Raw genomic sequence first — 25992 nt, forward strand, 5'->3', positions numbered from 1 at the left:
GCACGAGTAGCAGCGCTAAGATTTTATTAAGCTTTTAAAGAAAGAAAATGATGCCTTAACAAGACTCGTTTTCTTTCTTTAAGAGCCTAAAAGCTGCTTATTTTAGAAGTACCGCGTTCATTGATGCACGTGATTAAATCGTTAGGATGTGAAAAATGTGGTTCAGGAAAACTATGTAATTGAAATGCGCAATATCACGAAGCAATTTGGGACATTTAAGGCAAATGATAATATCAACTTAACCGTCCGACCTGGAGAAATCCATGCTTTGCTTGGGGAAAACGGTGCAGGAAAATCCACTTTGATGAATATTTTATCTGGGTTATTAGAACCAACATCAGGTGAAATATTTATGAATGGTTCAAAGGTGTCGATCAATGGACCTACTGCAGCAAATCGTTTGGGAATTGGGATGGTTCATCAACACTTTATGTTGGTGGAGGCATTTACAGTCACCGAAAACATTATTTTAGGCAGTGAACCAACACACGCAGGCGTGCTAGATCGTAAAAAAGCAACGGCAGAAATTAAACGAGTGTCTGAGCAATATGGTTTATCCGTAGATCCAGGGGCGTATATTCGTGATATTTCTGTAGGTGCACAGCAACGAGTAGAAATACTGAAAACCTTGTATCGCGGCGCAGACATCTTGATTTTTGATGAACCAACAGCAGTCTTGACACCTCAAGAAATCGATGAATTAATCGACATCATGCGTGGACTTGTGCAAGAAGGAAAATCAATCATTTTGATTACACATAAGTTGGACGAAATTAAAAAAGTAGCAGATCGCTGCACAGTTATTCGCCGTGGTCAGAGTATTGATACAGTGAATGTAAAAGATGTTTCATCACAACAATTAGCAGATATGATGGTGGGACGTTCTGTTTCCTTTAAAACAGAGAAGAAAGTGGCTGAACCCAAAGAAGTGGTACTTTCAATCAAGGATTTAGTAGTTAAAGAAAGTCGGGGAATAGAAGCAGTTAAAAGTCTGAGTTTAGATATTCGTGCAGGTGAAGTTGTTGGGATTGCCGGAATTGATGGAAATGGTCAAACGGAGTTAATTCAGGCGCTGACCGGTTTGCGTAAAGCTGAAAGTGGCTCTGTTGAACTAAATGGAAAAGCAATCACTAATAAACGTCCACGTGAAATCACAGAAGCCGGCGTAGGGCATGTCCCAGAAGACCGTCACAAATATGGTTTAGTTTTGGATATGACATTAGCTGAAAATATTGCTTTGCAAACCTATTATCAAAAACCACTAAGTAAGAGTGGGGTTTTAAATTACAATCAAATCAATGCTTATGCGCGTAAATTGATTGAAGAATACGATGTACGGACAACGAATGAACTTGTGCCGGCTAAAGCTCTTTCTGGTGGGAACCAACAAAAAGCAATCATTGCCCGCGAAATTGATCGTAACCCTGATTTGCTGATTGTTTCTCAACCAACTCGTGGCTTGGATGTTGGGGCCATTGAGTATATCCATAAGCGTTTAATCGAACAGCGTGACAAAGATAAAGCTGTTTTATTAGTTAGTTTTGAATTAGAAGAAATATTGAATGTGTCCGATCGAATTGCTGTAATTCATGCTGGGAAAATCGTCGGAATCGTTGATCCAAAAGAAACAACTGAGAACGAATTAGGATTATTAATGGCTGGTTATTCATTAGAAGAAGCCAGAGCAGAATTAAGTCAAGAGGTAGGTGAGGCAGTTGAATAATCGATCAGAAAGACTACGTAATATTTTAGTCCCTGTTTTATCAGTATTGTTAGGATTTATTCTTGGTGCAATTATTATGCTTATTTCTGGACAAGACCCAATTATCGGTTATCAAGCAATGTTAAAAACAGCATTCTTAAATCCTAAAAGTATCGGTGAGATTTTTGTAACAGCTGCACCATTGATTTTAACGGCACTGGGTTTTGCTGTAGCAAATGCAGCTGGATTTTTTAACATCGGACTTTCAGGGCAAGCGTTATGTGGCTGGGTAGCCAGTATTTGGGTAGCATTGTCGATGCCTGATGCTCCGCGCATGGTTGTTTTGCCTCTAGCAGTACTTACAGGTGCGTTGGCGGGTGCGTTGGCGGCAGCAATTCCTGGATTATTGCGTGCCTTCTTTGGCACAAGTGAAGTAATCGTTACGATTATGTTGAACTATGTTTTTCTTTATACAAGTACTCACATTGTGAATAATGTCATGTCTGAAAGTGTCTTAGGAACAAATAAAGGTGTGACTAAGATCATCGGAGAAAATGCCAGTCTGAGAAATGATTTTTTGAAAGAAATGACGAATGGTTCGCGTTTAAATGGCGGGATTTTTCTTGCAGTTATTTTCTTAGTACTGATTTGGTTTATGATGAAAAAAACTACGTTAGGATACGAAATTCGCTCGGTCGGGTTGAATCCCTTTGCTTCTGAATATGCTGGAATGAGTAGCAAACGTACGATTGTAATGTCAATGGTTATTTCAGGAACATTAGCAGGCTTAGGCGGCGTGGTTCTTGGACTGGGAACATTTGGGAATTTCTTTGTTCAAGGTTCATCATTAAGTATTGGGTTTGACGGAATGGCTATTTCATTACTTGGTGCAGGAAGTTCAGTCGGAATATTCCTATCTGCGATTTTGTTTAGCGTATTAAAACTCGGTGGTCAAGGAATGCCTCTTCGTGCGGGGGTGCCAATTGAACTTGTAGATGTGGTTATTGCTTCGATTATTTTCTTTATTGCCATTAGTTACCTTATTCGCTTCTTATTGGCAAAAGCTTCTGGCAGTAAAAAAGAAGTTGCCGTGGTTGAAGAATTGGCAGGAAAATCAGATCCGACGAGTCAAGAAGGAGGAAAAATCTAATGGATATTGCATTAATCGCTGTATTGGCGCCGATTATTACACAAACTTTGGTTTATTCGACTCCTTTGGTTTTTACGGCTTTGGGCGGGACTTTTTCCGAGCGTAGTGGTATTGTAAACGTAGGACTAGAAGGTATCATGGTTATGGGCGCATTTAGCTCAGTCGTCTTTAATTTAACCTTTGCTGAAACCTTTGGGGCAGCAACGCCTTGGCTTGCTTGTTTAGTAGGCGGTGTGGTTGGAATGGTATTTTCGCTGTTGCATGCAGTTGCGACAATCAATTTAAGAGCAGATCATATTATTAGTGGTACGGTTATCAACTTGATGGCACCAGCATTGGGGATTTTCTTAATTAAAGTAATCTATGGTAAAGGTCAAACAGATACAATCAAAGAATCTTTTGGGTACTTTTCATTCCCTGTATTAAAAGATATTCCTATTTTGGGAGAATTATTCTTCAAACAAACCTCTTTGCCAGCATTTGTGGCAATCATTGTCGCGATTCTTTCGTGGTTTGTATTGTTCAAAACTCGTTTTGGTTTACGTCTTCGCTCTGTAGGTGAAAATCCTCAAGCAGCAGACACACTTGGGATCAATGTCTATCTTATGCGCTATTCAGGCGTATTGATTTCAGGATTTTTAGGTGGTATTGGCGGAGCGGTCTTTGCACAAACGATTGCTGGACGTTTTGCGGTAACGACAATTGCTGGTCAAGGATTTATTTCAATGGCGGCGATGATTTTTGGAAAATGGAATCCATTAGGAGCAATGGGAGCAGCGTTATTCTTCGGATTTGCTCAAAATGTCAGTATTGCTGGATCGAATTTACCAGTCATTTCATCTATTCCAGCTGTTTATCTACAAGCAGCGCCTTATGTATTAACTATTATCGTTTTAGTCGTTTTCTTAGGAAAAGCTTCTGGACCAAAAGCAAACGGACAAAACTATATCAAATCCAAATAAAAAGTTTAGTATAAAAGGGCGGGACTATGGGACATTTTCTTAAGTCATGCCCTTTTTATCAATAGTTTTAGAGTGAACATGTCAGTTTTCTAAAACAAAATCAAAGAAAGAAGGATGGTTATGTTTAAACGTGTACATCTAATCGTTATGGATTCAGTCGGAATCGGAGAAGCCCCAGATGCTGAAAAATTTGGTGATCTAGGCAGTGATACTTTAGGACATATTGCTAAAGAGGCAGGTTTGACGATTCCTAATCTAGAAAATCTAGGTCTAGGAACAATCGCGCCGCTTAAAGACGTAGAAGCCGTTGCTGATCACAAAGGCTATGCAACTAAATTAGAAGAAATTTCTGTGGGGAAAGATACGATGACCGGTCACTGGGAGATCATGGGGTTAAATATTCAAAAACCTTTCCGCGTATTTCCTGATGGATTTCCAGAAGAATTACTAAAGCAAATTGAAGAATTTTCAGGACGTAAAATTGTTTGTAATAAACCGTATAGTGGAACGGCAGTTATTGATGATTACGGGAAACATCAAATGGAAACAGGGGATTTGATCGTTTATACCTCTGCTGATCCAGTGTTACAGATTGCGGCTCATGAAGAGATTATCCCATTAGAAGAGCTGTACCGTATTTGTCAGTACGTACGTGATATTACGAAAGATGAACCATACATGATCGGTCGTATCATCGCCCGTCCTTATGTTGGCGAACCAGATAATTTTACTAGAACAAGTAACCGTCACGATTATGCTCTCGATCCATTTGGACATACAGTGTTGGATTCCTTAAAAGAAAATGGCAAAGAAGTCATCGCTGTTGGAAAAATCAATGATATTTTCAATGGTCAAGGTATCACTGATTCAGTGCGTACGAAGAGTAATATGGACGGTGTAGATCAATTGCTTAAAGTAATGAGAAAAGATTTTGAAGGGTTGAGTTTCACTAACTTAGTTGATTTTGATGCATTATATGGTCACCGTCGTGATGTAGTTGGTTATGCCCATGCGATCGAAGCTTTTGATTTAAGGCTTCCAGAAATCATTGACGCAATGGAGGAAGATGATTTGCTAATGATTACAGCAGATCATGGGAACGATCCGACTTTCCCTGGAACAGACCATACAAGAGAGTACGTACCACTTCTAGTGTACAGCAAAAAAATGAACGGCCAAGGCAGCTTGCCTCAAGGTCATTATGCAGATATCTCAGCAACTGTGGCTGAAAACTTTTCAGTTCCAAAAACAGAAAATGGCGAAAGCTTTTTAAATAAACTGGTATAGGAGAGACATAATGACAAAACTAAGTGAATTATTAAAAGAAACAACAACATTTTTAAAAGAAAAAGGTGTTGGAGACGTTGATTTTGGCTTGATCTTGGGCTCTGGCTTAGGCGAATTAGCTGATGAAGTAGAAGACGCTATTGCAATCTCTTTTTCTGACATTCCTCATTTTGCCGTTTCTACAGTTGTCGGTCATGCTGGCAAATTGGTTTACGGTACGCTTTCTGGGAAAAAAGTGTTAGCGATGCAAGGTCGTTTCCACTACTATGAAGGACATTCGATGCGAAAAGTAACCTACCCTGTGCGTGTAATGGCGGCAATGAAAGCTCACTCAATCATAGTGACAAATGCTGCAGGTGGTGTAAACGAAACCTTCACACCAGGGAATTTGATGTTGATCACAGATCATATCAACTTTACAGGGGATAATCCATTGATTGGAGAAAATGATGAAGCAATGGGTCCACGTTTCCCAGATATGAGCCATGCATATACACCAGAGTATCTTGAAATAGCGAAAAAAGTTGCAAAAGAACAAAACATGCCATTACAAGAAGGCGTTTATATGGGCTATTCTGGTCCCACTTACGAAACACCTGCTGAAATTCGCATGTCACGTGTAATGGGAGCTGATGCAGTAGGAATGTCGACGGTATCAGAGGTTATTGTTGCAGCACATAGCGGGTTGAAAGTGTTGGGGATTTCATGTATTACAAATTTAGCTGCCGGAATGCAAAGCAGTTTGAATCACGCAGAAGTTGTTGAAACAACAGAACGTGTGAAAGCGCAATTTAAAGAACTGATTAAAGCAACGTTAGCTGAATTATAAAAAAAGAGAATCAAAGGAGAAAAAATATGAGTGTGCATATCGAAGCAAAAGAAGGCGAAATCGCAGATAAAATCTTATTACCAGGAGATCCATTACGAGCAAAATATATTGCTGAAACATTTTTAGAAAACCCTGTGTGCTATAACCAAGTGAGAGGAATGCTAGGCTATACTGGTATGTATAAAGGAGAACGTATTTCTGTTCAAGGAACGGGAATGGGGATGCCTTCAGCAACGATTTATGGTCATGAACTAATCAATTCTTATGGTGTAAAAAAACTGATCCGTGTAGGAACATGTGGATCGATTTCAGAAAAAGTTCGGGTTCGAGACTTAGTCATTGCCCAAGCAGCGGCTACGCCTTCTTCAATGATCCGTAATGATTTTCCAAAATATGATTTTCCGCAAATTGCTAATTTTGATTTGTTGTTGAAATCTTACACGATTGCAAAAGAGAAAGGCTTCAATACCCATGTAGGAAATGTTCTATCAGATGATGTTTTTTACAAAGATAGTATGGATGGTGTATTTGAGCTTGGTAAATTAGGCGTACTAGCGATTGAAATGGAAGCTGCAGCTTTATATTATTTAGCGGCTAAATTCGATGTTCAAGCTCTAGCGATCATGACCGTTAGTGATAGTTTGGTAACAGGCGAAGAAACAACTGCCGAAGAACGCCAAACAACATTCAACGACATGATTGAAGTAGGCCTAGAAACAGCGATCAACAGTTAATAACAATAATTAGTAAAACAGCTCCTGCTTTTAGATGGAGCTGTTTTTATACTACGACTTTATCGGATGGGATTAAAGGTTTGTTTTTCTTGACACGCCTGGTTGATGGATTATCATATAAATAAGAAACCTGAATTGAACGGAGGAAGAAAATTGGATAATTTTAGATTTTACGTACCGACAGATATTCGCTTTGGGAAAGACCGTTTAACAAAAGAGTTAACAGCAGTACTAGATGTATATGGTAAAAATGTATTGCTGGTTTATGGCGGAGGTAGTATTAAGAAAAATGGGTTGTATGATCAAGTAATCGATCTACTTGAAAACAATCAAAATAAAGTTGTTGAATTGAGTGGTGTAGAGCCTAATCCTCGTATTGAAACCGTTCGTCGTGGTGTAGCGTTGTGTCGGGAAAATGATATCGATGTCATTTTGGCTGTAGGCGGAGGCTCAACAATTGATTGTTCTAAAGTGATTGCAGCAGGTTTTTACAGTGATGAAGATCCGTGGGAAGTCATAGTAGCAGGTAAAGGTTTTCAAGGTGAAGCTTTGCCGATTGTTACCATCTTAACGTTAGCAGCAACAGGTAGCGAAATGAATATTGGTGCTGTGATTACAAACGTAGCAACAAACCAAAAATTAGGTGTTGGTGGGCCAGCGATGATGCCGAAAGTGTCATTTTTAGATCCGACCACGACATTTACTGTACCAGCTTATCAAACAGCTGCAGGTTCTGCTGATATTTTAAGTCATTTATTTGAGAGTTATTTTAATATAACTGAAGGAACGGATGTACAGGATTTTGTATCAGAAGGCTTGATGCGTGCTGTTATTAAAAATTGCCCAATTGCGCTTAGTGATCCTGATAATTATGATGCTCGTGCGAACTTAATGTGGTCAAGTAGTTTGGCATTAAACGGATTAACACGGAATGGTAAACACGGTGTTTGGTCCTGTCATGCGATGGAGCATGAGTTAAGTGCATTTTATGATATTACACATGGAATTGGTTTGGCTATTTTGACACCTCGTTGGATGAACTATGTACTTTCAGACCAAACAGTGACTAAATTTGCGCAGTTTGCTCATAATGTTTGGGGAATCGTTGAGGATGATCCGATGGTGGCGGCGAAAAAAGGCATTCAAGCAACCTATGATTTCTTTAAAGCTTGCGACATTCCAATGACTTTACCTGCTGTTGGGATCGATGAGGAAAAATTTGGAGAAATGGCGAAACAAGCAGTAGCACACAGTACAATTAAAACAGATGCGTTTGTTCCGTTAAATGAGTCAGATGTTGAGGCGATTTATCGTGAATGTTTAACTGAGTCTAGCTTTACGTAACTAAAATTTGCGACTTGAAAAGGGGATAGGCTGATGAAACAGTTGTTTGATGAAACGTATTCTGAAAATCGGACGCTTTGGTATGCTTATTTTAAAAATACAGAGCAAATCGATTTAATAGAAACGATTTGCCAAATTATCCAAAATGACTTGCAGAATACTGCTGATGTTTTGGCGACAAGCTGGATATTTTATCGTGAAGAGTTGCAAACAGATGCGTTAGAGGAAAAAGTCCGTTCTTCAATCATGGTTCGTTTTGAAGGTGGACAATACTATGTTCAATGTAATATGTCCGATTTTGAGTTTGTTACGCAGCGAGAAGTTATTGATACTTGGCTTCAACGTTTGAAAGAAAATCTAGAGAAATAAAAAAGGGTGAGTGCGTGACAAAACTAAAAATCAATTTTGTTTCACACTCTAATTCCTAATAAACGGTGGACAAAAGTCAGGTTCTTCGGCAATTTCGCAAAAATCGAGCAATACAAGAAGCGTATTGTTCGATTTTTACTCCAATTGCTCGAACCTAACCGACTTTTATCTCAACCTCACCCTTAAAAACAGAATAAACGGCGGGAGCAGAAGCAACCCCTTCGGAAATAAGAATGCATTCACAAAAATTTGAAGAACAATTTTCGTGAATGTATTCTTATTTCTCGGGGCTAAACGCATTCTGTCCCAGCCTCTTCGCTTTTTTATAAATAGTATTTTTTAGCTACTGTTAAATCATCGTTTAATTCATAAACAAGTGGTTGACCTGTTGGGATTTCAAGATCCATGATATCTTCGTCTGAAATACCTTCGATGTGTTTTGCTAACGCACGTAAAGAGTTACCGTGAGCTGCAACTAAAACAGTTTTATTATCTAGTAAAGCAGGAGCGATTTCATCTTGCCAGAATGGTAAAGCACGTTCTAATGTTACTTTTAAGTTTTCCCCACCTGGAACATCGCGTTTGTCTAACATTGCATAACGGCGATCGTTTGCAGCAGACCCTTCATCGTTTGCTTCCATTAATGGAGGAAGAGTGTCGTAAGAACGACGCCAAATGTGTACTTGGTCATCTCCATATTTTTCAGCAGTTTCTTTTTTGTTTAAGCCTTGTAATTTACCATAATGACGTTCGTTTAAGCGCCAAGATTTAATTTGAGGCACCCATAATTGCTCTGAGTGTTCTAAAAGTAAGTTACATGTTTTGATTGCACGAGTTAAAACAGAAGTATAGGCTACATCAAATTCAATTCCAGCTTCTTTGATTTTGCGGCCGCCTTCAATCGCTTCTTCAATTCCTTCTGGTGCTAAATCAACATCAGCCCAACCGGTAAATTGATTCAACGCATTCCATTCACTAAGTCCATGACGAGAAAATACTAATTTTGGCATGTATAGCTCTCCTTTGAGTTGTAGTTTCTGAAACTTTCATTTCCTTTTCTATTGTACAACGTTTTAAAATAGATTTCCATTGTAAATTAGTAAAAACTACTGAAAAGTCTTGTTAGAAAAGCTTTCTAAAAGAAAAACATCAAGGCAAACCAAGCGTTGGTCTGTTTGATGTTTTCTTAACTGTAACACTATATTTTTGTGATTTCATTCTCGGGTAGCCTGATATACTTATAACAAGTACCGACAGAAACATTGCATTTTGATGAAATGAACTGGATGGTTTCTTTTTTTTCATAGTAAAGATGTCGAATTTTTTTGACTGTCTGTCTATCAATTTTTGGGCGACCACCGATTTTTCCTTTTTTACGTGCATTATTTAAACCGATCAAGGTACGTTCTTTGATCAGGTCGCATTCCATAAGTGCTAACCCATTCATCAACTTAAAATAGATGTCTCCCATAGTTTGACGAGTGTCAATTTCTTCATCTAAACTAACCAAATGAATGCCGGAACCTTTAAAGGTTTGGGTCAATTCAGTTAATTGTCGAGTAGAGCGTCCTAATCGATTTAAACGGCAAATCACAAGTGCATCACCAGGTTCCAAAATTCTAAGGACAGATTCAAGTTCAGAAGTAGCGTGTTTATCGTCTGTAATATCAAAAGACTCGTGAAAAATTTCTTCACAACCGAAATCAGTCAATATCTTTATTTGAGCATCTAAATCGCTGTCAGTAATTGTTGTACGTGCGTAACCAATTGTTTTCATCGTTCGTCCTTTCTTAAGAAAAAATAATAGGATATTAAGAATGTAGCACATAAACGAACGAAATGATAGATGTTTTTTTCATCTTTTTCTCATATATTTGTTTTATTTGAAATAAAGTACAACAAAAGTACTATTTAGACACATGAATTGTTCTAGGTCCACTTTCGCCACCTACGATAACGGTTGAAACGATTTGAAGAAATAGGCCATGCTCAACTACGCCAACTAATTGATCTAAATAATCACCTAATGCAATTGGATCAGCAATTTCGTTCAAATGAAGATCAATAATGTGATGACCGCCATCAGTAACTAAAGCCTTACCGTCGCTTGCCATTCTTAAAGCTGGTGAGAACCCTTTTTCTTCAAATAAACGAAGTAACTGTTGGCTGCCATAAGGAATGACTTCAACAGGTAACGGAAACTTGCCAAGTTTTTTGACTAGTTTAGACTCATCGACAATCCAAATACATTTCTTTGAATAGGTTGCAACGATCTTTTCAAATAATAAAGCCGCGCCCCCACCTTTGATTCCTTGAAAATCTTCACTGATTTCATCCGCACCGTCAATGGTTAAATCAACATAGGGAACATCATCAATGCTTTTTAGAGGAATCCCTAACTCAATAGCCTGACGCTCTGTTTCTTTTGACGTTGTCACACCAGTGATGGACAATCCTTCTTCTTTTACACGTCTACCAATTTCATCAACCATGAATTTTGCGGTAGAGCCAGTTCCTAGACCTACAATCATTCCATCTTCTACATACTTTGCTGCTTCAATCCCTGCCATTTGTTTAAGGTTCATTACACGTACCCTCTCCTTTTTAAGTCTAAGTCTCACACCAATAGTTTACATGCAAGGAACAAAAAAAGATAGATACTCAAATTGATTTATCTGTTTTTTAATTTTAAACTTATTTAGCAAAGTAAACGTTAAAACTGTTGATTTTAGATGGTGCTAGCCCATCAGCAATTACATCTGTTGTTGGTCCATATAAGTGGTATCCCTTTTTTAATTGGATAGGAAGTATAACTTTTCTCTTATCTTCTTCTTTCAGATCATTTACTTTTAGTTTAAGATTGACAAATAGCTGTAAATTAGCAGTAATTTTCGAAGCATAATGAATTCTAAAGCCTTCTAATTCGTGTGAATCTGGTTTTTCAGAAGTAAAATTGACCCCATCTTTAGTATATTCGATAGTAGCATCTACGATGGAAGTAAGCTTGTTGGAAGAATCGAACCATGTAATTTCTGGATAGTCAACGGCTTTAAACGTTTTTCCTTTTGCCGTTGTTAAATGAAATTCAACCCAATTATCCTTTGAATTTTTAAGGAGTCCAGCACCATATTGGAAATAAATTGTATTCGTCATAGGATCATCAATATACAGATAATTTCTACGGCTATCTCGCAAATCTGTTCCCCAGCCTACAAAGGAATAGCCGTTTGAGTATGAACTTGAGTTAACTGATACTTTACAGACAGCTTTAACAGTCCCATCCTCAGTAGTTGCTGTAATGACTGCTTCTCCAGCCTGCCTAGAATTGATTTCTCCAGTTGATGAAACAGTGGCGATTAATGGATTACTCGTTGTCCAGATGATATTTTGTGGCTGCGCATTCTCCGGTAGGGTTTTGGCATTTAAAGTAACTTTTTGAAGCTTATCAATATTGAGTGCTGTTTGGCTAAGCTCTATTTTTTGAATTTTAGGTAAATCACTTACTGTAATGTCAATCACTGCTTTTACAGAAGGATTTCTAGTTGAAAAAGCTTCTATTTTTGCTTTTCCAGCATGAACAGCAGTGACTGTACCATTAAAATCGACAGTGGAAATCTCTGGATTAAGACTTCTAAAACCGATTGAGGGATAAGTCGCATTTTTAGGAGCTAATGTAACTGTTAGCTGCTCCTGGTCGCCTACTAAAAGTGATAGGGCACCTTTTTGAACTGTAACTGAAGTTGCAGCTATTTCTGATGTTTGTTCAGTAAAACCGCCAATAAAAAAGGTACGGAAAGTTTCCTCAGTCCATATGCCATTGTCTTGTAATAAGTAACTGCTACCACTGTTTAAACCTAATGTTTCCTTTGGGCTAACAGGTAAATTTTGGCGGTTTTCTTTATCAGAAGAACGATAAACAACAGCGATAGAGAAGTCTTTTCCAGTTAAAGTAACAGGTTTTTTCAACCGGATTGTTTCAGTGCCTATTTCTTTTTTTATCCCTTCTTGAACCTTAGTAAAACCAGTTAGGTTTTTTGAAGGTTTTCCATTAGGTATAACGTAAATTTCATAATTTACATCATTACTTAATGTTTTCAATGAAACAGCAGATAACTGTTCTGGTGTTTCGGTTTTTCGTGAATAAGAAGTGGCAAGTGTTCGTTCTTTATTCGGAAATAATGGCACAAGTTGTCCACCAGTAAAATAAGCTCCGTTGTACTTTTTAAAATAATTATCCTTATTTTCTACGGAAGTAATGACATTGATGTCTGATTTTTTTAATTGGAAGTCATCATAAGAAATATAAAAATAACCTTGATCTCCCCAGTTAGGTCCCCAACTGTTTTTGACAATAAACGCGCCGTCTTGAGATGGTTTGTAAACGAATACATCTTTGCGGAAGGTGTCATCCCAGCCAACGATGGTCGTTACGTGATTAACAGTACCAACACGTTCTTTAGGAATATACTGAGAACTATAACGGGTTTCGTACCCTCTAAACATTAAATTGCTCTGAATAGCATTACCATAACGATGAACATATTCTTTGATTGTTTGGATACGCTTATCGTTGTCTTCTTGAGAAATGTCTAATGAGACTTTTGGAAGAGTGACTATACCTTGTACATGCTTTTCTGCATTTAAGTTTTGCCACTTAGCAAGCGGTTGGTAGCCAGTAATAGAGTTGGGGAAAGTGTTCTCGTTGACTGGACCAGACCAGTCTAACATAGCATCTATAACGGGTTCAGTATCATAGCCGTTATCTAATCCGCCGCCATTACTAATAACAGTAGAATAAGGATTTTCTCCTATTGCGCCAGTTGCATCCCTAGCAATTAGATAATTAAAATAATTTGCTGAGAAATCGTGCTGCTCACCATTTCTGGCTAAATAACTCTCAAGTGCCGAAGTGGCGGCGTATGACCAGCAAATAGATCGTGTTTGAGCTTTAACCGGAGTCACTTGTCCAGTTTCCCGAGGATCGTACTTGGCTGGTAGACTACTTTCTTCGCCAAAAGCGTTTTGAGCTGAGAAAATGAAGCAAACAAACAGAGCGATAAGCAGATAGTGCCTTTTAACAATGGGTAAAGCGTTACCATTTTTTTTCATATAGATTCCTCCTTCTTTCAATCTATAGTACTCTTTTTATTACTTTTTGTAAATGAGTTATTTTTTGTGGACCTAAAAAACAATAGTTGACAAATGAAATACGTCATGGTATGCTATCAAAGGTGCTTTATCTACAGGTCTCTCGTTGGAGACGTGCTGACTGTCTATCGAAGCATATTTGATAATGAGTGCAGAGACTGCATTATTTTTTATCGCTAAAAAAGAACCACCTGGATGTGTGGGACTAGATGCGAAATGAGGAAGGAGGAAACAAGGAATGCCTACAATTAATCAATTAGTACGTAAACCTCGTAAATCAAAGGTGGAAAAATCTAATTCACCAGCGTTGAACAAAGGATATAATAGCTTCAAGAAATCTCAAACAAACGTAAATTCACCACAAAAGCGTGGGGTTTGTACACGTGTGGGAACTATGACACCTAAAAAACCGAACTCAGCTTTACGTAAATATGCCCGTGTTCGTTTGTCTAACTTAATCGAAGTAACAGCTTATATCCCAGGGATTGGTCACAACTTACAAGAACATAGCGTGGTATTATTACGCGGTGGACGTGTAAAAGACTTACCAGGGGTACGTTATCATATCGTACGTGGTGCGCTTGATACAGCCGGCGTTACTGATCGTAAACAAAGCCGCTCTAAATATGGTACTAAAATGCCTAAAGCAGCTAAATAATTTGACAATCACTAAGGTAGTATATAAAAAAGAATTTTCGGAAGGAGGAGTTACGGATGCCACGTAAAGGTCCTGTTACAAAACGCGATGTTTTACCAGATCCAATTTATAACTCAAAATTAGTAACTCGCTTGATCAACCGTGTAATGGTTGATGGAAAACGCGGGATTGCTGCTAATATTATCTATAATTCATTTGATATTATTAAAGAATCTACAGGGAACGACCCATTGGAAGTTTTCGAACAAGCAATGAAAAACGTTATGCCTGTCTTAGAAGTAAAAGCTCGCCGTGTTGGGGGTTCTAACTATCAAGTACCAGTTGAAGTTCGTCCAGAACGTCGTACAACTTTAGGTCTACGTTGGGTTGTTAACTATGCTCGCCTACGCGGTGAACATACAATGGAACAACGTCTAGCGAAAGAAATCATGGATGCTGCCAATAACACTGGTGCTTCTGTTAAAAAACGTGAAGACACACATAAAATGGCGGACGCTAACCGTGCGTTTGCACATTATCGTTGGTAAGATCCTCTCTGTATGTAATTTAACTTTACAACAGACAGTCACTTTACAATCGATTTAAATAAAGAGAGGAGAACAACCTAGAATGGCAAGAGAATTTTCGTTAGAAAAAACTCGTAATATCGGAATCATGGCTCACGTTGATGCGGGTAAAACAACAACAACAGAGCGTATCCTTTATTACACTGGTAAAATCCATAAAATTGGTGAAACGCACGAAGGTGCATCACAAATGGACTGGATGGAACAAGAGCAAGAACGTGGTATTACAATCACATCTGCAGCAACAACTGCAGAATGGAAAGGTTACCGTGTAAACATCATTGACACACCAGGGCACGTGGATTTCACTATTGAAGTTCAACGTTCACTACGTGTATTAGATGGTGCTGTAACCGTTCTTGATTCACAATCAGGTGTGGAACCTCAAACAGAAACAGTTTGGCGTCAAGCAACTGAATATAAAGTTCCACGTGTTGTTTTCTGTAACAAAATGGATAAAATCGGTGCGGATTTCTTATACTCTGTAAACTCATTACATGATCGTTTACAAGCAAATGCTCATCCAATCCAATTACCAATTGGTGCAGAAGATAACTTTACAGGGATCATCGATTTAATTACGATGAAAGCTGAAATCTACACAAATGACTTAGGTACAGACATCCAAGAAACTGAAATTCCAGAAGAATATATGGATCAAGCAGTTGAATGGCGTGAAAAATTAGTTGAAGCTGTTGCTGAAACTGATGAAGACCTAATGATGAAATATCTTGACGGTGAAGAAATTACAATCGAAGAATTAAAAGCGGGTATCCGCCAAGCAACGATTAACGTTGAGTTCTTCCCAGTAATGGCTGGTTCTGCCTTTAAAAATAAAGGTGTTCAATTAATGCTTGATGCAGTTCTTGATTACTTGCCATCACCACTTGATATTGATGCAATCAAAGGGATCGACGTTAAGACAGACGAAGAAACAACTCGTCCTGCTGATGACGAAGCACCGTTTTCATCATTAGCATTTAAAGTTATGACTGACCCATTCGTAGGTCGTTTAACATTCTTCCGTGTCTATTCTGGTGTTCTTGAAAGTGGTTCATATGTATTGAACGCTTCTAAAGACAAAAAAGAACGTATCGGTCGTATTCTACAAATGCACGCGAATACACGTAAAGAAATCGATAAAGTGTATTCAGGAGATATCGCTGCCGCTGTTGGATTGAAAGATACAACAACAGGTGATACTTTATGTGCGGTAGATTCACCAGTTATCCTTGAATCAATTGAGTTCCCAGAACCAGTTATCCAAGTTGCTGTTGAACCTAAATCAAAAGCCGACCAAGATAAAATGGGTGTGGCTCTGCAAAAACTTGCAGAAGAAGATCCATCATTCCGCGTTGAAACAAACGTTGAAACTGGTGAAACAGTTATCTCTGGTATGGGTGAGTTGCACTTAGACGTATTAGTAGACCGTATGAGACGTGAGTTCAAGGTTGAAGCTAACGTTGGTGCGCCTCAAGTATCATATCGTGAAACTTTCCGTGCGCCTCTAACTCAGGCAGAAGGTAAGTTTGTACGTCAGTCTGGTGGTAAAGGTCAATACGGACATGTCTGGGTTGAATTTACACCAAACGAAGAAGGAAAAGGTTTCGAATTCGAAAATGCTATCGTCGGTGGTGTGGTTCCTCGTGAATACATCCCAGCGGTTGAAAAAGGTTTAGCTGAATCAATGAACAACGGTGTTCTTGCTGGATACCCATTAGTTGATATCAAAGCAAAACTTTATGATGGTTCATACCATGATGTCGATTCAAATGAAACTGCCTTCCGTGTAGCGGCTTCTATGGCGTTACGTGCGGCTGCTAAGAAAGCTAATCCAGTTATCTTAGAACCAATGATGAAAGTAACAATTACTGTTCCAGAAGATTACTTAGGTGATATCATGGGACACGTTACAAGTCGTCGTGGACGTGTTGAAGGTATGGAAGCACACGGTAACTCACAAATCGTTAACGCGATGGTGCCTCTAGCTGAAATGTTCGGTTATGCTACAACATTACGTTCAGCAACACAAGGTCGCGGTACATTTATGATGGTATTTGACCACTATGAAGACGTACCAAAATCTGTACAAGAAGAAATCATCAAGAAAAATGGCGGAAACAACGCATAATAGTTAAGAAATAGGTACTTACTTATTTAAGACTAGGATTTTCTTACGATTTCGGTTAAACTAATTAAAGATGATCAGGTAGTTGTCACTATCTATCAAATAAAATAAAATTCATATATTTTAGGAGGAACATTTAAAATGGCTAAAGAAAAATTTGACCGTTCTAAACCCCATGTAAACATTGGTACTATTGGACACGTTGACCATGGTAAAACTACATTAACTGCTGCAATTGCAACTGTGTTAGCTAAACACGGTGGCGGTGAAGCTCAAAACTATGCTGATATCGATAACGCTCCAGAAGAAAAAGAACGTGGTATCACAATCAACACTTCTCATATCGAGTATGAAACTGATGCTCGTCACTACGCTCACGTGGACTGCCCAGGACACGCGGACTACGTTAAAAACATGATCACTGGTGCTGCACAAATGGATGGAGCTATCTTAGTAGTATCAGCGGCGGACGGTCCTATGCCACAAACTCGTGAGCACATCTTGTTATCACGTAACGTTGGTGTACCATACATCGTTGTTTTCTTAAACAAAATGGATATGGTAGATGACGAAGAATTATTAGAATTAGTAGAAATGGAAGTTCGTGATTTATTATCTGAATATGACTTCCCAGGTGATGACACTCCTGTTATCGCTGGTTCTGCTTTGAAAGCTTTAGAAGGCGACGCTTCATACGAAGAAAAAATCATGGAATTAATGGCTGCGGTTGATGAGTACATCCCAACTCCAACTCGTGATACTGACAAACCATTCATGATGCCAGTCGAAGACGTATTCTCAATCACTGGACGTGGTACTGTTGCTACAGGCCGTGTTGAACGTGGAGAAGTTCGCGTTGGTGACGAAATCGAAATCGTTGGTATTAAAGAAGAAACATCTAAAACAACTGTTACAGGTGTTGAAATGTTCCGTAAATTATTAGACTACGCTGAAGCTGGCGATAACATCGGTGCGTTATTACGTGGTGTTGCTCGTGAAGATATCGAACGTGGACAAGTATTGGCAAAACCTGCTTCAATCACTCCACACACAAAATTCAAAGCTGAAGTTTATGTTTTATCAAAAGAAGAAGGCGGACGTCACACTCCATTCTTCACTAACTACCGTCCTCAGTTCTACTTCCGTACAACTGACGTAACTGGTGTAGTTGAATTACCAGAAGGTATTGAAATGGTAATGCCTGGTGATAACGTAGCAATGGACGTTGAATTAATCCACCCAATCGCTATCGAAGACGGAACTCGTTTCTCTATTCGTGAAGGCGGACGTACTGTTGGTTCAGGCGTTGTTTCTGAAATCGTTAAATAATTAGACTTAATATAGCGCTAACCAGTGTAAAAAGCTGGGGTACTCGGACGTAAGCCGAAGGGATTTCCCTTCGGCTTTTTTTGTTGCACCTATCAAATTTTTATGGAGTGTGAAAAAACCTTGTAATTTTTAATAGTTCATAATTTATAAGTAGCTATAATTAGAATTGTAAGATTAGTTTTTATTTAAAATGAAATTTTAAAGGAAGTTAAATGAAAATAAGATTGCTTTTAGATTATATAAATGTTACTATTTTTTGAAATAGATGACAGTATAAATGGGGAAATTGTAGTAGTACAGTTGGGTCAAGGGAGATATTGGCAAGTATGGATAAAGAGTCAAAAGGTATTATTTATAGATATTTGGATAAATAAACTTCTGAGTGATTGCATGCTATTGTTGTCACTCATGATGGGCTACTTTTACGTGATAGTTTATCTTACGCGCAAAGTATTATAAATTAAGGAGGAAATAAGAGGTGTCTAGAAAATTAAAAAATTTAGGATTGAAATTTATTATGGTGAGTGTTTATGTAATGTCATATATATTATTGATGTTTGATTTAGCGAGAAATAATCCTGAAATAAACACTTTTCTTTCAAATGTTAAAGAGCGTTTAAATATAACTGAGACTTCTTCTTTATTTGTTGTAGCAATCATAATAATTCCATTTATATTAGTGATGCTATTTGTTACTTATTTTCTGATTAAAACACTATTTCAGCTGCTTTATAAGGGTGGAGGTGGGGCATATAGCGATCAGATATTTGTTTCTCTATTGCTTACCAGGATTGTAGTTAACACATTAAGTTTATTACTTATCAATGTGGTATCTGTATCATTAGTATCTGGTGTCGCACTGCTTTTAGATTTTATTTTGTTTCTTTATCTTTTTTACTCTTCAAGCAAAAACCTTCGAGCAACTAAAATTTTGGCATTGGTAAAAGTGATTTTATTGATTATCAGCTATGTAGTTGGTATAGTTTTTTCGTAAAAATCACATTATTCCTTGCCGTTTATTCGGGTTTTTGGTGTCTGAGATATAACTTGTAGAGTTATGTCCCAGACGTATTTTCCTCTCAAAGTTCCCCAGTCAAAAACTGTGCTTTTCCAAATCCAAAGCTCCAATCCGCATCATTATTAATAACGAATGAAACAAGTAAATTTTCAGGTGTCATCCCACAAAATTCCTCTAATTGTTGTGAAAGTAAGCGATAAAACATTTCCTTTTGAGGTGTTGTTCGTTCTCTACTAATAACAGTAAGTGAAATCATCTTTCTTTTGTCTCTTTTAAACCCTAGCCCCGTATCTTCCATCACCATTTCAAATGGTTTATGCTGAGTCACGATCTGATATCTATCCCCTTCAGGAACATCAAAAGCTTCCAAAACAACAGAATGAGCAATATCAAGAATTCTTTGTATTTCCTCTTCGCTGCGTCCTTCAACCATATCAAATTTTAGTAATGGCAATTGCTTCCCTCCTTTTCAAAATAATTAATTACCGTATAAAAGTTCAATTGTATGTAAATCACAAAAATCGACATAATTTTGTGGAATATCTTTAGTTGTGACAATTCCCTTGATACTCTCTAATGGTGAGTAGGTGAGCAAGGTAGAATGATCGAATTTTGATTGATCTGCTAACAGGTAGATATCTTTTGCTCGTTGAACGATCATTTTTTTAATACGATACTCCATTAAATCTGAATTGGTCAGCCCGCTTGTAATCGATACACCCGTAGCGGCCATAAATGCTTTATTTATATTATACCTTGTTACAACCGCTTCATCTTCGATGCCCACGAAAGAACGTGTTTTTCTTTTGTAGCTATTTCCGATAAGAATTAACTGAACGTTTTTCATTGCTGCCGCAGCGTTGATGATATCAAGGTTATTGGTCAATAAGGTAAATGGCAGTTCTGGATCAACATTTTTTAATAGTTGACTAGTTGTTGTACCAGAATCGATGTAGATTAAGTCGTCTTCTTGGATTAGCGTTGCAGCTTGTGCACCAATTTTTTCCTTCTCTGCTTGATTGTGAATCGTTCGATTTTCAAAAGAAACGAGATTGTTTTCTACATAAACCACGCCGCCATATACTTTCTTTATGGTTCCTCTTTTTTCTAATTCATTGATATCCCGACGAATGGTATTTTTAGAAACGTTGAAAACGCGACATAGTTCATCAAGAGAAATACTGCCTTGTTGCTGGATATGGTTTTCGATTTGCTGAATCCGTTGTAATTTCATATGCTATAACCTTTCCACTTCGTGTAATTAGCTTCACTATAACATATGCTCTCAATGTAATCAATATATAACCAGGAATAAGTAAATGATGTGTGCTAAATGATTATTTTTATTACTTGATAAGAGGCAGTTATCCAAGAAGTAATCAAAAAAATCAATATTTCATTGAAAACAGGTTGACTATCTTAAATTGTAACTGTACAATATAATCAAAAGTTAACCAAACGTTATCAAGATATCATCACCGTGTTGATTTTTAATGGAAACTAAGGAGGATGTATAGATGATAGAGATCAGAAAGCTAAAAAATTACATTGGCGGGAAGTGGGTAACTAGTCTGACAGAAACATATGAGACCGTTTACAATCCGGCTACAAAAGAAGTTCTATGTGAAGTACCGATTTCTACAAAAGAAGATTTAGAAGAAGCTGTGAAAATTGCTAAAGAAGCATTTGAACAATGGAAGGAAATGGCTGTGCCAAGACGTGCAAGAATTCTGTTTCGCTACCAACAGCTATTGATTAAGCATAAGGAAGAATTAGCTCGTTTGATTACTTTGGAAAACGGTAAGAATCTAAATGAAGCGTTAGGCGAGGTTCAGCGAGGTATAGAAAACGTAGAATTTGCAGCAGGAACACCAACACTGATGATGGGCGATTCGTTATCTTCCATTGCTACAGACGTAGAAGCGACCAATTACCGTTACCCGATTGGGGTGGTTGCAGGGATTTCACCATTCAATTTTCCGATGATGGTTCCTTGTTGGATGTTTCCGATGGCGATCTCATGTGGCAATAGTTTTATTTTAAAACCTTCAGAAAGAACACCGTTATTGACTGAACGATTGGTTGAGTTATTTACAGAAGCTGGGTTGCCAGCAGGAGTGTTTAATGTTGTTTATGGTGCACATGATATTGTGAATGGGATTTTAGAGCATCCAGAAGTGAAAGCGATTTCCTTTGTTGGTTCAAAACCTGTTGGAGAATATGTCTACACTCAAGGAAGTAAATACTTAAAACGGGTTCAGGCTTTAACTGGAGCAAAAAACCACTCGATTGTTTTAAAAGACGCAGATTTAGATGATGCGGTGACAAATATTGTGTCAGCTGCATTCGGTTCAGCTGGCGAACGGTGTATGGCGTGTGCCGTTGTAACAGTTGAAGAAGAGGTAGCAGATAAATTCATTCATAAACTAAAAGAAAAAGCTGGTGGAATTAAAATAGGGAATGGATTGGATGATGGTGTCTTTTTGGGACCAGTTATTCGTGATGAAAACCAAAAAAGAACAGTTTCCTATATTGAAAAAGGAATCGAAGAAGGGGCGCAACTGATTATAGATGGAAGAGAAAATATTCCAGAAGATGGTTATTTTGTAGGGCCGACTATTTTTGATGGGGTAACAACAGATATGACGATTTGGCGAGATGAAATTTTTGCGCCGGTTTTATCAATTATTCGGGTGAAAGATTTAAAAGAAGCGATTACTACAGCCAATCAGTCTGAATTTGCTAACGGTGCATGTCTGTTTACCAACAATGCATCCGCCATTCGCTATTTTAGAGAAAATATTGATGCAGGCATGTTGGGGATCAATTTAGGTGTGCCGGCACCGATGGCATTTTTCCCGTTTTCTGGTTGGAAATCTTCTTTCTACGGTACACTTCATGCAAATGGCAAAGACAGTGTAGATTTCTACACTCGTAAAAAAGTCGTCACAGCCCGTTATCCAAAGGCAAATATTTAAACTAGAAAGAAGGAACAAATATGGCACGTTTAAACTATAAGCCAATCCCAAGAGAGCTGGATCCGGGGATTACACTACTTCAACATATCCATAAAAAAAATACAGCGTTGCAGTATATTGAGCTAAAAGTAATCGAAATGTCTGCTGGAAGTGTTTTTCAAGAATATTTAGGCATGCAAGAAGTGTGTATTGTTGCATTGACTGGAAAAATAACAGTGACAGATGGAGACCAAACCTTTGAGGCAATCGGTACTCGCGACAATGTCTTTGAAAAAATACCAACAGACAGTGTCTATATTTCAATAGAGCAGGAATTTAAGATAATGGGAGATTCAAAAGCAACTGTGGTACTTTGTTACGCGCCGTCCCAGAAAAAAAATCAAACTAGGTTGATTAAGGCAGCAGAGAATACCGTTGAACATCGTGGGCAGTATCAAAATAAGCGTTTAGTTCATAATATTTTACCTGATAACTCTCCGTTTGCAGATTGCTTGTTGGTGGTTGAGGTGTTTACTGATGGCGGTAATTGGTCCAGTTATCCGCCCCATAAACATGATCAGGATAACCTGCCGTTGGAATCTAAACTAGAAGAAACCTATTACCATGAGATGAATCCTAGACAAGGCTTTGTTTTTCAACGAGTCTATACCGATGATCGACTGCTTGATGAAACGATGACGGTTGAAAATGGTGATGTAGTGGTTGTGCCTGAAGGGTACCATCCGGTAGGCGTACCGGATGGCTATGACTCTTATTACTTAAATGTGATGGCAGGACCAATTAGAAAATGGCAATTTCATAACGATCCTGATCACGAATGGATCTTAACTAGAGAATAGAAGGAGTGACGAGGATGACAAAGAAATTTGGTATGATCGCCCTTGGCCGGGCATGTATTGACCTGAATGCCGTTGAGTATAATCGACCAATGGAAGAAACGATGACGTTTAAAAAATATGTAGGTGGTTCTCCAGCGAATATAGCGATTGGTAGTGCTAAATTAGGTGTAAAAGTTGGGTTTATCGGTAAAGTTTCAGATGATCAGCATGGCCGTTTTATCAAAAAATTTATGGGGGAGGCCGGTATTGATACGAGCCAGATGTTTGTCGATCAAAAAGGACATAAAACAGGGTTGGCGTTTACGGAGATTAAAAGCCCAGAAGAGTGTAGTATTTTGATGTATCGGGATCAAGTAGCGGATTTGTATTTGACACCAGAGGAGATCAATGAAGAGTATATCAATCAAACAGATCTGCTGTTAGTTTCTGGAACAGCGCTTTCGCAAAGTCCTTCGAGAGAAGCCGTATTAAAAGCGATCTCCTATGCAAAAAAAAATCAAATAAAAGTAGCATTTGAACTGGATTATCGACCATATACGTGGCATTCGCCAGAAGAGGTAGCGGTCTATTATTCAATTGTCGCTGAAAATGCTGATATTGTGATTGGGACTAGAGATGAATATGACGAAATGGAAGGTAAAAAAGGCGGAACAAACCAAACCACAACTGAGTACCTCTTTCAACATCGGCCAGAGCTGATTGTAATCAAACATGGCGTAAAAGGTTCGTATGCGTATACCAAAAATGGAGAGAGCTACCAAGCTGGTTCGTATAAGACTCAAGTTCTGAAAACATTTGGTGCAGGGGATTCGTATGCAGCGGCATTTTTATATGCGCTAAGTACAGGGAAAGATATTGAAACAGCATTAAAATATGGGAGTGCATCAGCGGCAATTGTCGTTAGTAAGCATAGTTCCTCAGAAGCGATGCCGACAGCACAGGAAATAGAGCAATTGATTTTAGAACAATCTTGATAAAAAAGTAAGGTGGGAAATGTATGGTGAAAAAAATCCGATTAACCACGGCTCAAGCACTAATCAAGTTTTTGAATCAGCAATATATTCATATCGACGGGGAAGAAATTCCTTTTGTCGAAGGTGTATTTAATGTGTTTGGTCATGGAAATGTCTTAGGAATCGGTCAGGCGCTTGAAGAAAACCCAGGACATTTGAAAGTGATACAAGGCAAAAATGAACAAGGAATGACCCACGCTGCTGTGGCGTACAGTCGGCAAAAATTACGGCAGAAAATTTTTGCAGTGACCGCTTCGGCAGGACCGGGATCAGCTAATATGATTACGGCAGTAGCGACAGCTTTTGCAAATAATATTCCAGTGTTGGTATTGCCAGCAGATACATTTGCTACAAGACAGCCGGATCCGGTTTTGCAACAATTGGAACATGAAACGAGTGCGGCGATAACAACGAATGATGCTTTTAAAGCTGTTTCCAAATATTGGGATCGAGTTCAACGGCCTGAACAGCTGATGAGTAGCTTGTTACGAGCGTTTGAAGTTATGACAAATCCGGCAACTAGTGGACCTGCAACGATTTGTATTTCTCAAGATACAGAAGCTGAGGCATACGAGTATGATGAAGCGTTTTTCCAAAAAAGAGTACATTATATAAATCGGCAAATACCTACAAAACGCGAATTAAAGGGAGCCGTGGAAAGAATTAAAGCAAGCAAGAGACCAGTAATCATCGTTGGTGGAGGTGCTAAATATTCACAGGCACGCAAAGCTTTGATTGATTTATCTTCACAATGTGATATTCCCCTGGTAGAAACGCATGCTGGAAAATCTACAGTAGAAGCAGATTTCAAAAATAATCTGGGAGGTACTGGGGTACTTGGGACGTTGGCGGCCAATAAGGCGATTCAACAAGCTGATTTGATTATCGGGATTGGCACACGCTACACAGATTTCACGACATCTTCCAAGACAGCATTTAATTACGAACAAACGAAATTTTTAAATATCAATGTTAATCGAATGCAGGCGTATAAATTTGATGCTTTCCAGCTTATAGGTGACGCAAAAGAGACCTTAGAAATGCTGATACCGCAGTTGACAGAGTATCGAACTGCGTTTGGGGAAAGTATCCAGCAACTAAAAGCGGAGTGGTCGACTGAAAGAAAACGCTTGGGCGAAACGACCTTTTCAAGAACCGATTTTTCACCAGAAATCAACGATCAATTCACGCAAGAAGTACTTAATGAATACGCGGATGCTCTAAAGACGGAGTTTACCCAAACTAGTGCGTTTCTAACTATTAATGACAATGTTGCTGAAGATAGCATAGCAATTGCGTCGGCGGGATCACTACCTGGCGACATGCAACGTTTGTGGCATTCGACCGTACCAAATACGTATCACCTAGAATATGGCTATTCTTGTATGGGGTATGAAATTGCTGGCGCTTTAGGCGTGAAACTAGCTAACCCGTCGCAAGAAGTCTATGCCATGGTAGGAGACGGCAGTTTTCTCATGTTGCATTCAGAGCTGGTTACAGCGCTACAATACAATCAAAAAATCAATATTTTGCTCTTTGATAATTCTGGCTTTGGGTGTATCAATAATCTACAGATGGATAATGGAAGTGGTAGTTATAACTGCGAATTCAGAGACTATAACAATCAAATTATGACTATTGATTATGCGAAAGTCGGAGAAGGATATGGCGCTAAAGTGTATCGGGTTAAGACGAAAGAAGAACTTAGGGTAGCGTTGGAAGATGCTAAAAAACAAGAAAAATCTACATTGATTGAAATAAAGGTCTTACCAAAAACAATGTCAGATGGGTATGATAGCTGGTGGCACGTAGGCGTTGCTGAAGTTTCGACGACGCCAGCAATTCAAGCGGCATATGATCGTAGTCAAAAAATGTTAGGAAACGCCAAAAAATATTAACCTAATAAGCGCGCTTTTATCAGAAGTTGGTTAGCTAGCT

The 25992-nt window shown here is 38.5% G+C and carries 23 protein-coding genes; 17 read left to right on the forward strand and 6 right to left on the reverse strand.

From position 1 onward, the window contains the following. The first annotated feature begins 157 nt into the window (after positions 1-157). The 8 genes from A5880_RS09815 to A5880_RS09850 all read left to right on the forward strand — a co-directional run bounded on the left by A5880_RS09815 (position 158) and on the right by A5880_RS09850 (position 8377). On the forward strand, positions 158-1723 hold the full coding sequence (locus A5880_RS09815; RefSeq protein ID WP_086330781.1) for an ABC transporter ATP-binding protein: 1566 nt from the start codon (positions 158-160) through the stop codon (positions 1721-1723). After that, on the forward strand, positions 1716-2852 hold the full coding sequence (locus A5880_RS09820) for an ABC transporter permease (protein WP_306298349.1): 1137 nt from the start codon (positions 1716-1718) through the stop codon (positions 2850-2852). The genes A5880_RS09815 and A5880_RS09820 overlap by 8 nt, the downstream gene beginning before the upstream one ends. Continuing rightward, positions 2852-3814 carry an ABC transporter permease gene (locus A5880_RS09825; RefSeq protein WP_086330783.1) on the forward strand — a complete coding sequence of 321 codons (963 nt, stop codon included), beginning with the start codon at positions 2852-2854 and terminating at the stop codon, positions 3812-3814. Before A5880_RS09820 ends, A5880_RS09825 begins: the two co-directional genes overlap by 1 nt. Before the next feature lie 120 nt (positions 3815-3934). Next, complete coding sequence (deoB, locus tag A5880_RS09830) at positions 3935-5101, forward strand: phosphopentomutase (RefSeq protein WP_086330784.1); 1167 nt, start codon at positions 3935-3937, stop codon at positions 5099-5101. A gap of 10 nt (positions 5102-5111) precedes the next feature. Then, positions 5112-5930 (forward strand): purine-nucleoside phosphorylase, encoded by an 819-nt coding sequence (locus A5880_RS09835; RefSeq protein WP_086330785.1) that lies wholly within the window; start codon positions 5112-5114, stop codon positions 5928-5930. Positions 5931-5956: 26 nt separating this feature from the next. After that, positions 5957-6664: a purine-nucleoside phosphorylase gene (gene deoD, locus A5880_RS09840; RefSeq protein ID WP_086330786.1), complete on the forward strand. Its 708-nt coding sequence runs from the start codon at positions 5957-5959 to the stop codon at positions 6662-6664. 153 nt (positions 6665-6817) lie between these two features. After that, on the forward strand, positions 6818-8008 hold the full coding sequence (locus A5880_RS09845) for an iron-containing alcohol dehydrogenase (RefSeq protein WP_086330787.1): 1191 nt from the start codon (positions 6818-6820) through the stop codon (positions 8006-8008). 33 nt (positions 8009-8041) lie between these two features. Then, the gene (locus A5880_RS09850; protein WP_086330788.1) at positions 8042-8377 is read left to right on the forward strand and encodes a hypothetical protein; all 336 of its coding nucleotides are present in this window, start codon (positions 8042-8044) and stop codon (positions 8375-8377) included. A gap of 323 nt (positions 8378-8700) precedes the next feature. On the opposite strand, the gene gpmA is transcribed toward A5880_RS09850, so the two are convergent. From gpmA to A5880_RS09870, 4 genes are all read right to left on the reverse strand, one after another. After that, positions 8701-9387, reverse strand: a complete 687-nt coding sequence (gene gpmA, locus A5880_RS09855) for a 2,3-diphosphoglycerate-dependent phosphoglycerate mutase (protein ID WP_086330789.1) — start codon at positions 9385-9387, stop codon at positions 8701-8703. Between the two features lie 188 nt (positions 9388-9575). Further along, the gene (locus A5880_RS09860) at positions 9576-10154 is read right to left on the reverse strand and encodes a recombinase family protein (protein WP_086330790.1); all 579 of its coding nucleotides are present in this window, start codon (positions 10152-10154) and stop codon (positions 9576-9578) included. A 130-nt stretch (positions 10155-10284) separates the two neighbouring features. Continuing rightward, the gene (gene rpiA, locus A5880_RS09865) at positions 10285-10962 is read right to left on the reverse strand and encodes a ribose-5-phosphate isomerase RpiA (protein WP_086330791.1); all 678 of its coding nucleotides are present in this window, start codon (positions 10960-10962) and stop codon (positions 10285-10287) included. A 109-nt stretch (positions 10963-11071) separates the two neighbouring features. Next, complete coding sequence (locus tag A5880_RS09870; protein ID WP_086330792.1) at positions 11072-13486, reverse strand: Ig-like domain-containing protein; 2415 nt, start codon at positions 13484-13486, stop codon at positions 11072-11074. 277 nt (positions 13487-13763) lie between these two features. Between A5880_RS09870 and rpsL the strand changes: the two genes are divergently transcribed. From rpsL to A5880_RS09895, 5 genes are all read left to right on the forward strand, one after another. After that, complete coding sequence (gene rpsL / locus A5880_RS09875) at positions 13764-14183, forward strand: 30S ribosomal protein S12 (RefSeq protein ID WP_010761696.1); 420 nt, start codon at positions 13764-13766, stop codon at positions 14181-14183. Positions 14184-14239: 56 nt separating this feature from the next. Continuing rightward, the gene (gene rpsG, locus A5880_RS09880) at positions 14240-14710 is read left to right on the forward strand and encodes a 30S ribosomal protein S7 (RefSeq protein WP_010761695.1); all 471 of its coding nucleotides are present in this window, start codon (positions 14240-14242) and stop codon (positions 14708-14710) included. A gap of 82 nt (positions 14711-14792) precedes the next feature. Further along, on the forward strand, positions 14793-16880 hold the full coding sequence (gene fusA, locus A5880_RS09885) for an elongation factor G (RefSeq protein WP_086330793.1): 2088 nt from the start codon (positions 14793-14795) through the stop codon (positions 16878-16880). 138 nt (positions 16881-17018) lie between these two features. Further along, the gene (gene tuf, locus A5880_RS09890; protein WP_086330794.1) at positions 17019-18206 is read left to right on the forward strand and encodes an elongation factor Tu; all 1188 of its coding nucleotides are present in this window, start codon (positions 17019-17021) and stop codon (positions 18204-18206) included. 478 nt (positions 18207-18684) lie between these two features. Further along, a complete protein-coding gene (locus A5880_RS09895; protein WP_086330795.1) occupies positions 18685-19200 on the forward strand; it encodes a hypothetical protein in 516 nt (171 codons plus the stop codon). A gap of 85 nt (positions 19201-19285) precedes the next feature. Here the strand turns inward: A5880_RS09895 and A5880_RS09900 are convergent, their stop codons facing one another. After that, positions 19286-19678: a tautomerase family protein gene (locus tag A5880_RS09900; protein WP_086330796.1), complete on the reverse strand. Its 393-nt coding sequence runs from the start codon at positions 19676-19678 to the stop codon at positions 19286-19288. A gap of 24 nt (positions 19679-19702) precedes the next feature. Next, positions 19703-20458, reverse strand: a complete 756-nt coding sequence (locus A5880_RS09905; protein WP_086330797.1) for a DeoR/GlpR family DNA-binding transcription regulator — start codon at positions 20456-20458, stop codon at positions 19703-19705. Between the two features lie 283 nt (positions 20459-20741). Between A5880_RS09905 and iolA the strand changes: the two genes are divergently transcribed. From iolA to iolD, 4 genes are read left to right on the forward strand one after another with little or no spacing between them, the layout of a single operon-like run. Next, positions 20742-22202, forward strand: a complete 1461-nt coding sequence (gene iolA, locus A5880_RS09910; protein WP_086330798.1) for a methylmalonate-semialdehyde dehydrogenase — start codon at positions 20742-20744, stop codon at positions 22200-22202. Between the two features lie 20 nt (positions 22203-22222). Continuing rightward, the gene (iolB, locus tag A5880_RS09915) at positions 22223-23041 is read left to right on the forward strand and encodes a 5-deoxy-glucuronate isomerase (protein ID WP_086330799.1); all 819 of its coding nucleotides are present in this window, start codon (positions 22223-22225) and stop codon (positions 23039-23041) included. A 14-nt stretch (positions 23042-23055) separates the two neighbouring features. Then, positions 23056-24015, forward strand: a complete 960-nt coding sequence (gene iolC / locus A5880_RS09920; RefSeq protein ID WP_086330800.1) for a 5-dehydro-2-deoxygluconokinase — start codon at positions 23056-23058, stop codon at positions 24013-24015. A 23-nt stretch (positions 24016-24038) separates the two neighbouring features. After that, positions 24039-25952, forward strand: coding sequence for a 3D-(3,5/4)-trihydroxycyclohexane-1,2-dione acylhydrolase (decyclizing) (iolD, locus tag A5880_RS09925; RefSeq protein ID WP_086330801.1), 1914 nt, complete (start codon positions 24039-24041; stop codon positions 25950-25952). Positions 25953-25992 lie beyond the last annotated feature (40 nt).

The sequence above is a fragment of the Enterococcus sp. 4G2_DIV0659 genome (assembly GCF_002140715.2).
GTDB classification, from domain to species: Bacteria; Bacillota; Bacilli; order Lactobacillales; family Enterococcaceae; genus Enterococcus_L; species Enterococcus_L mansonii.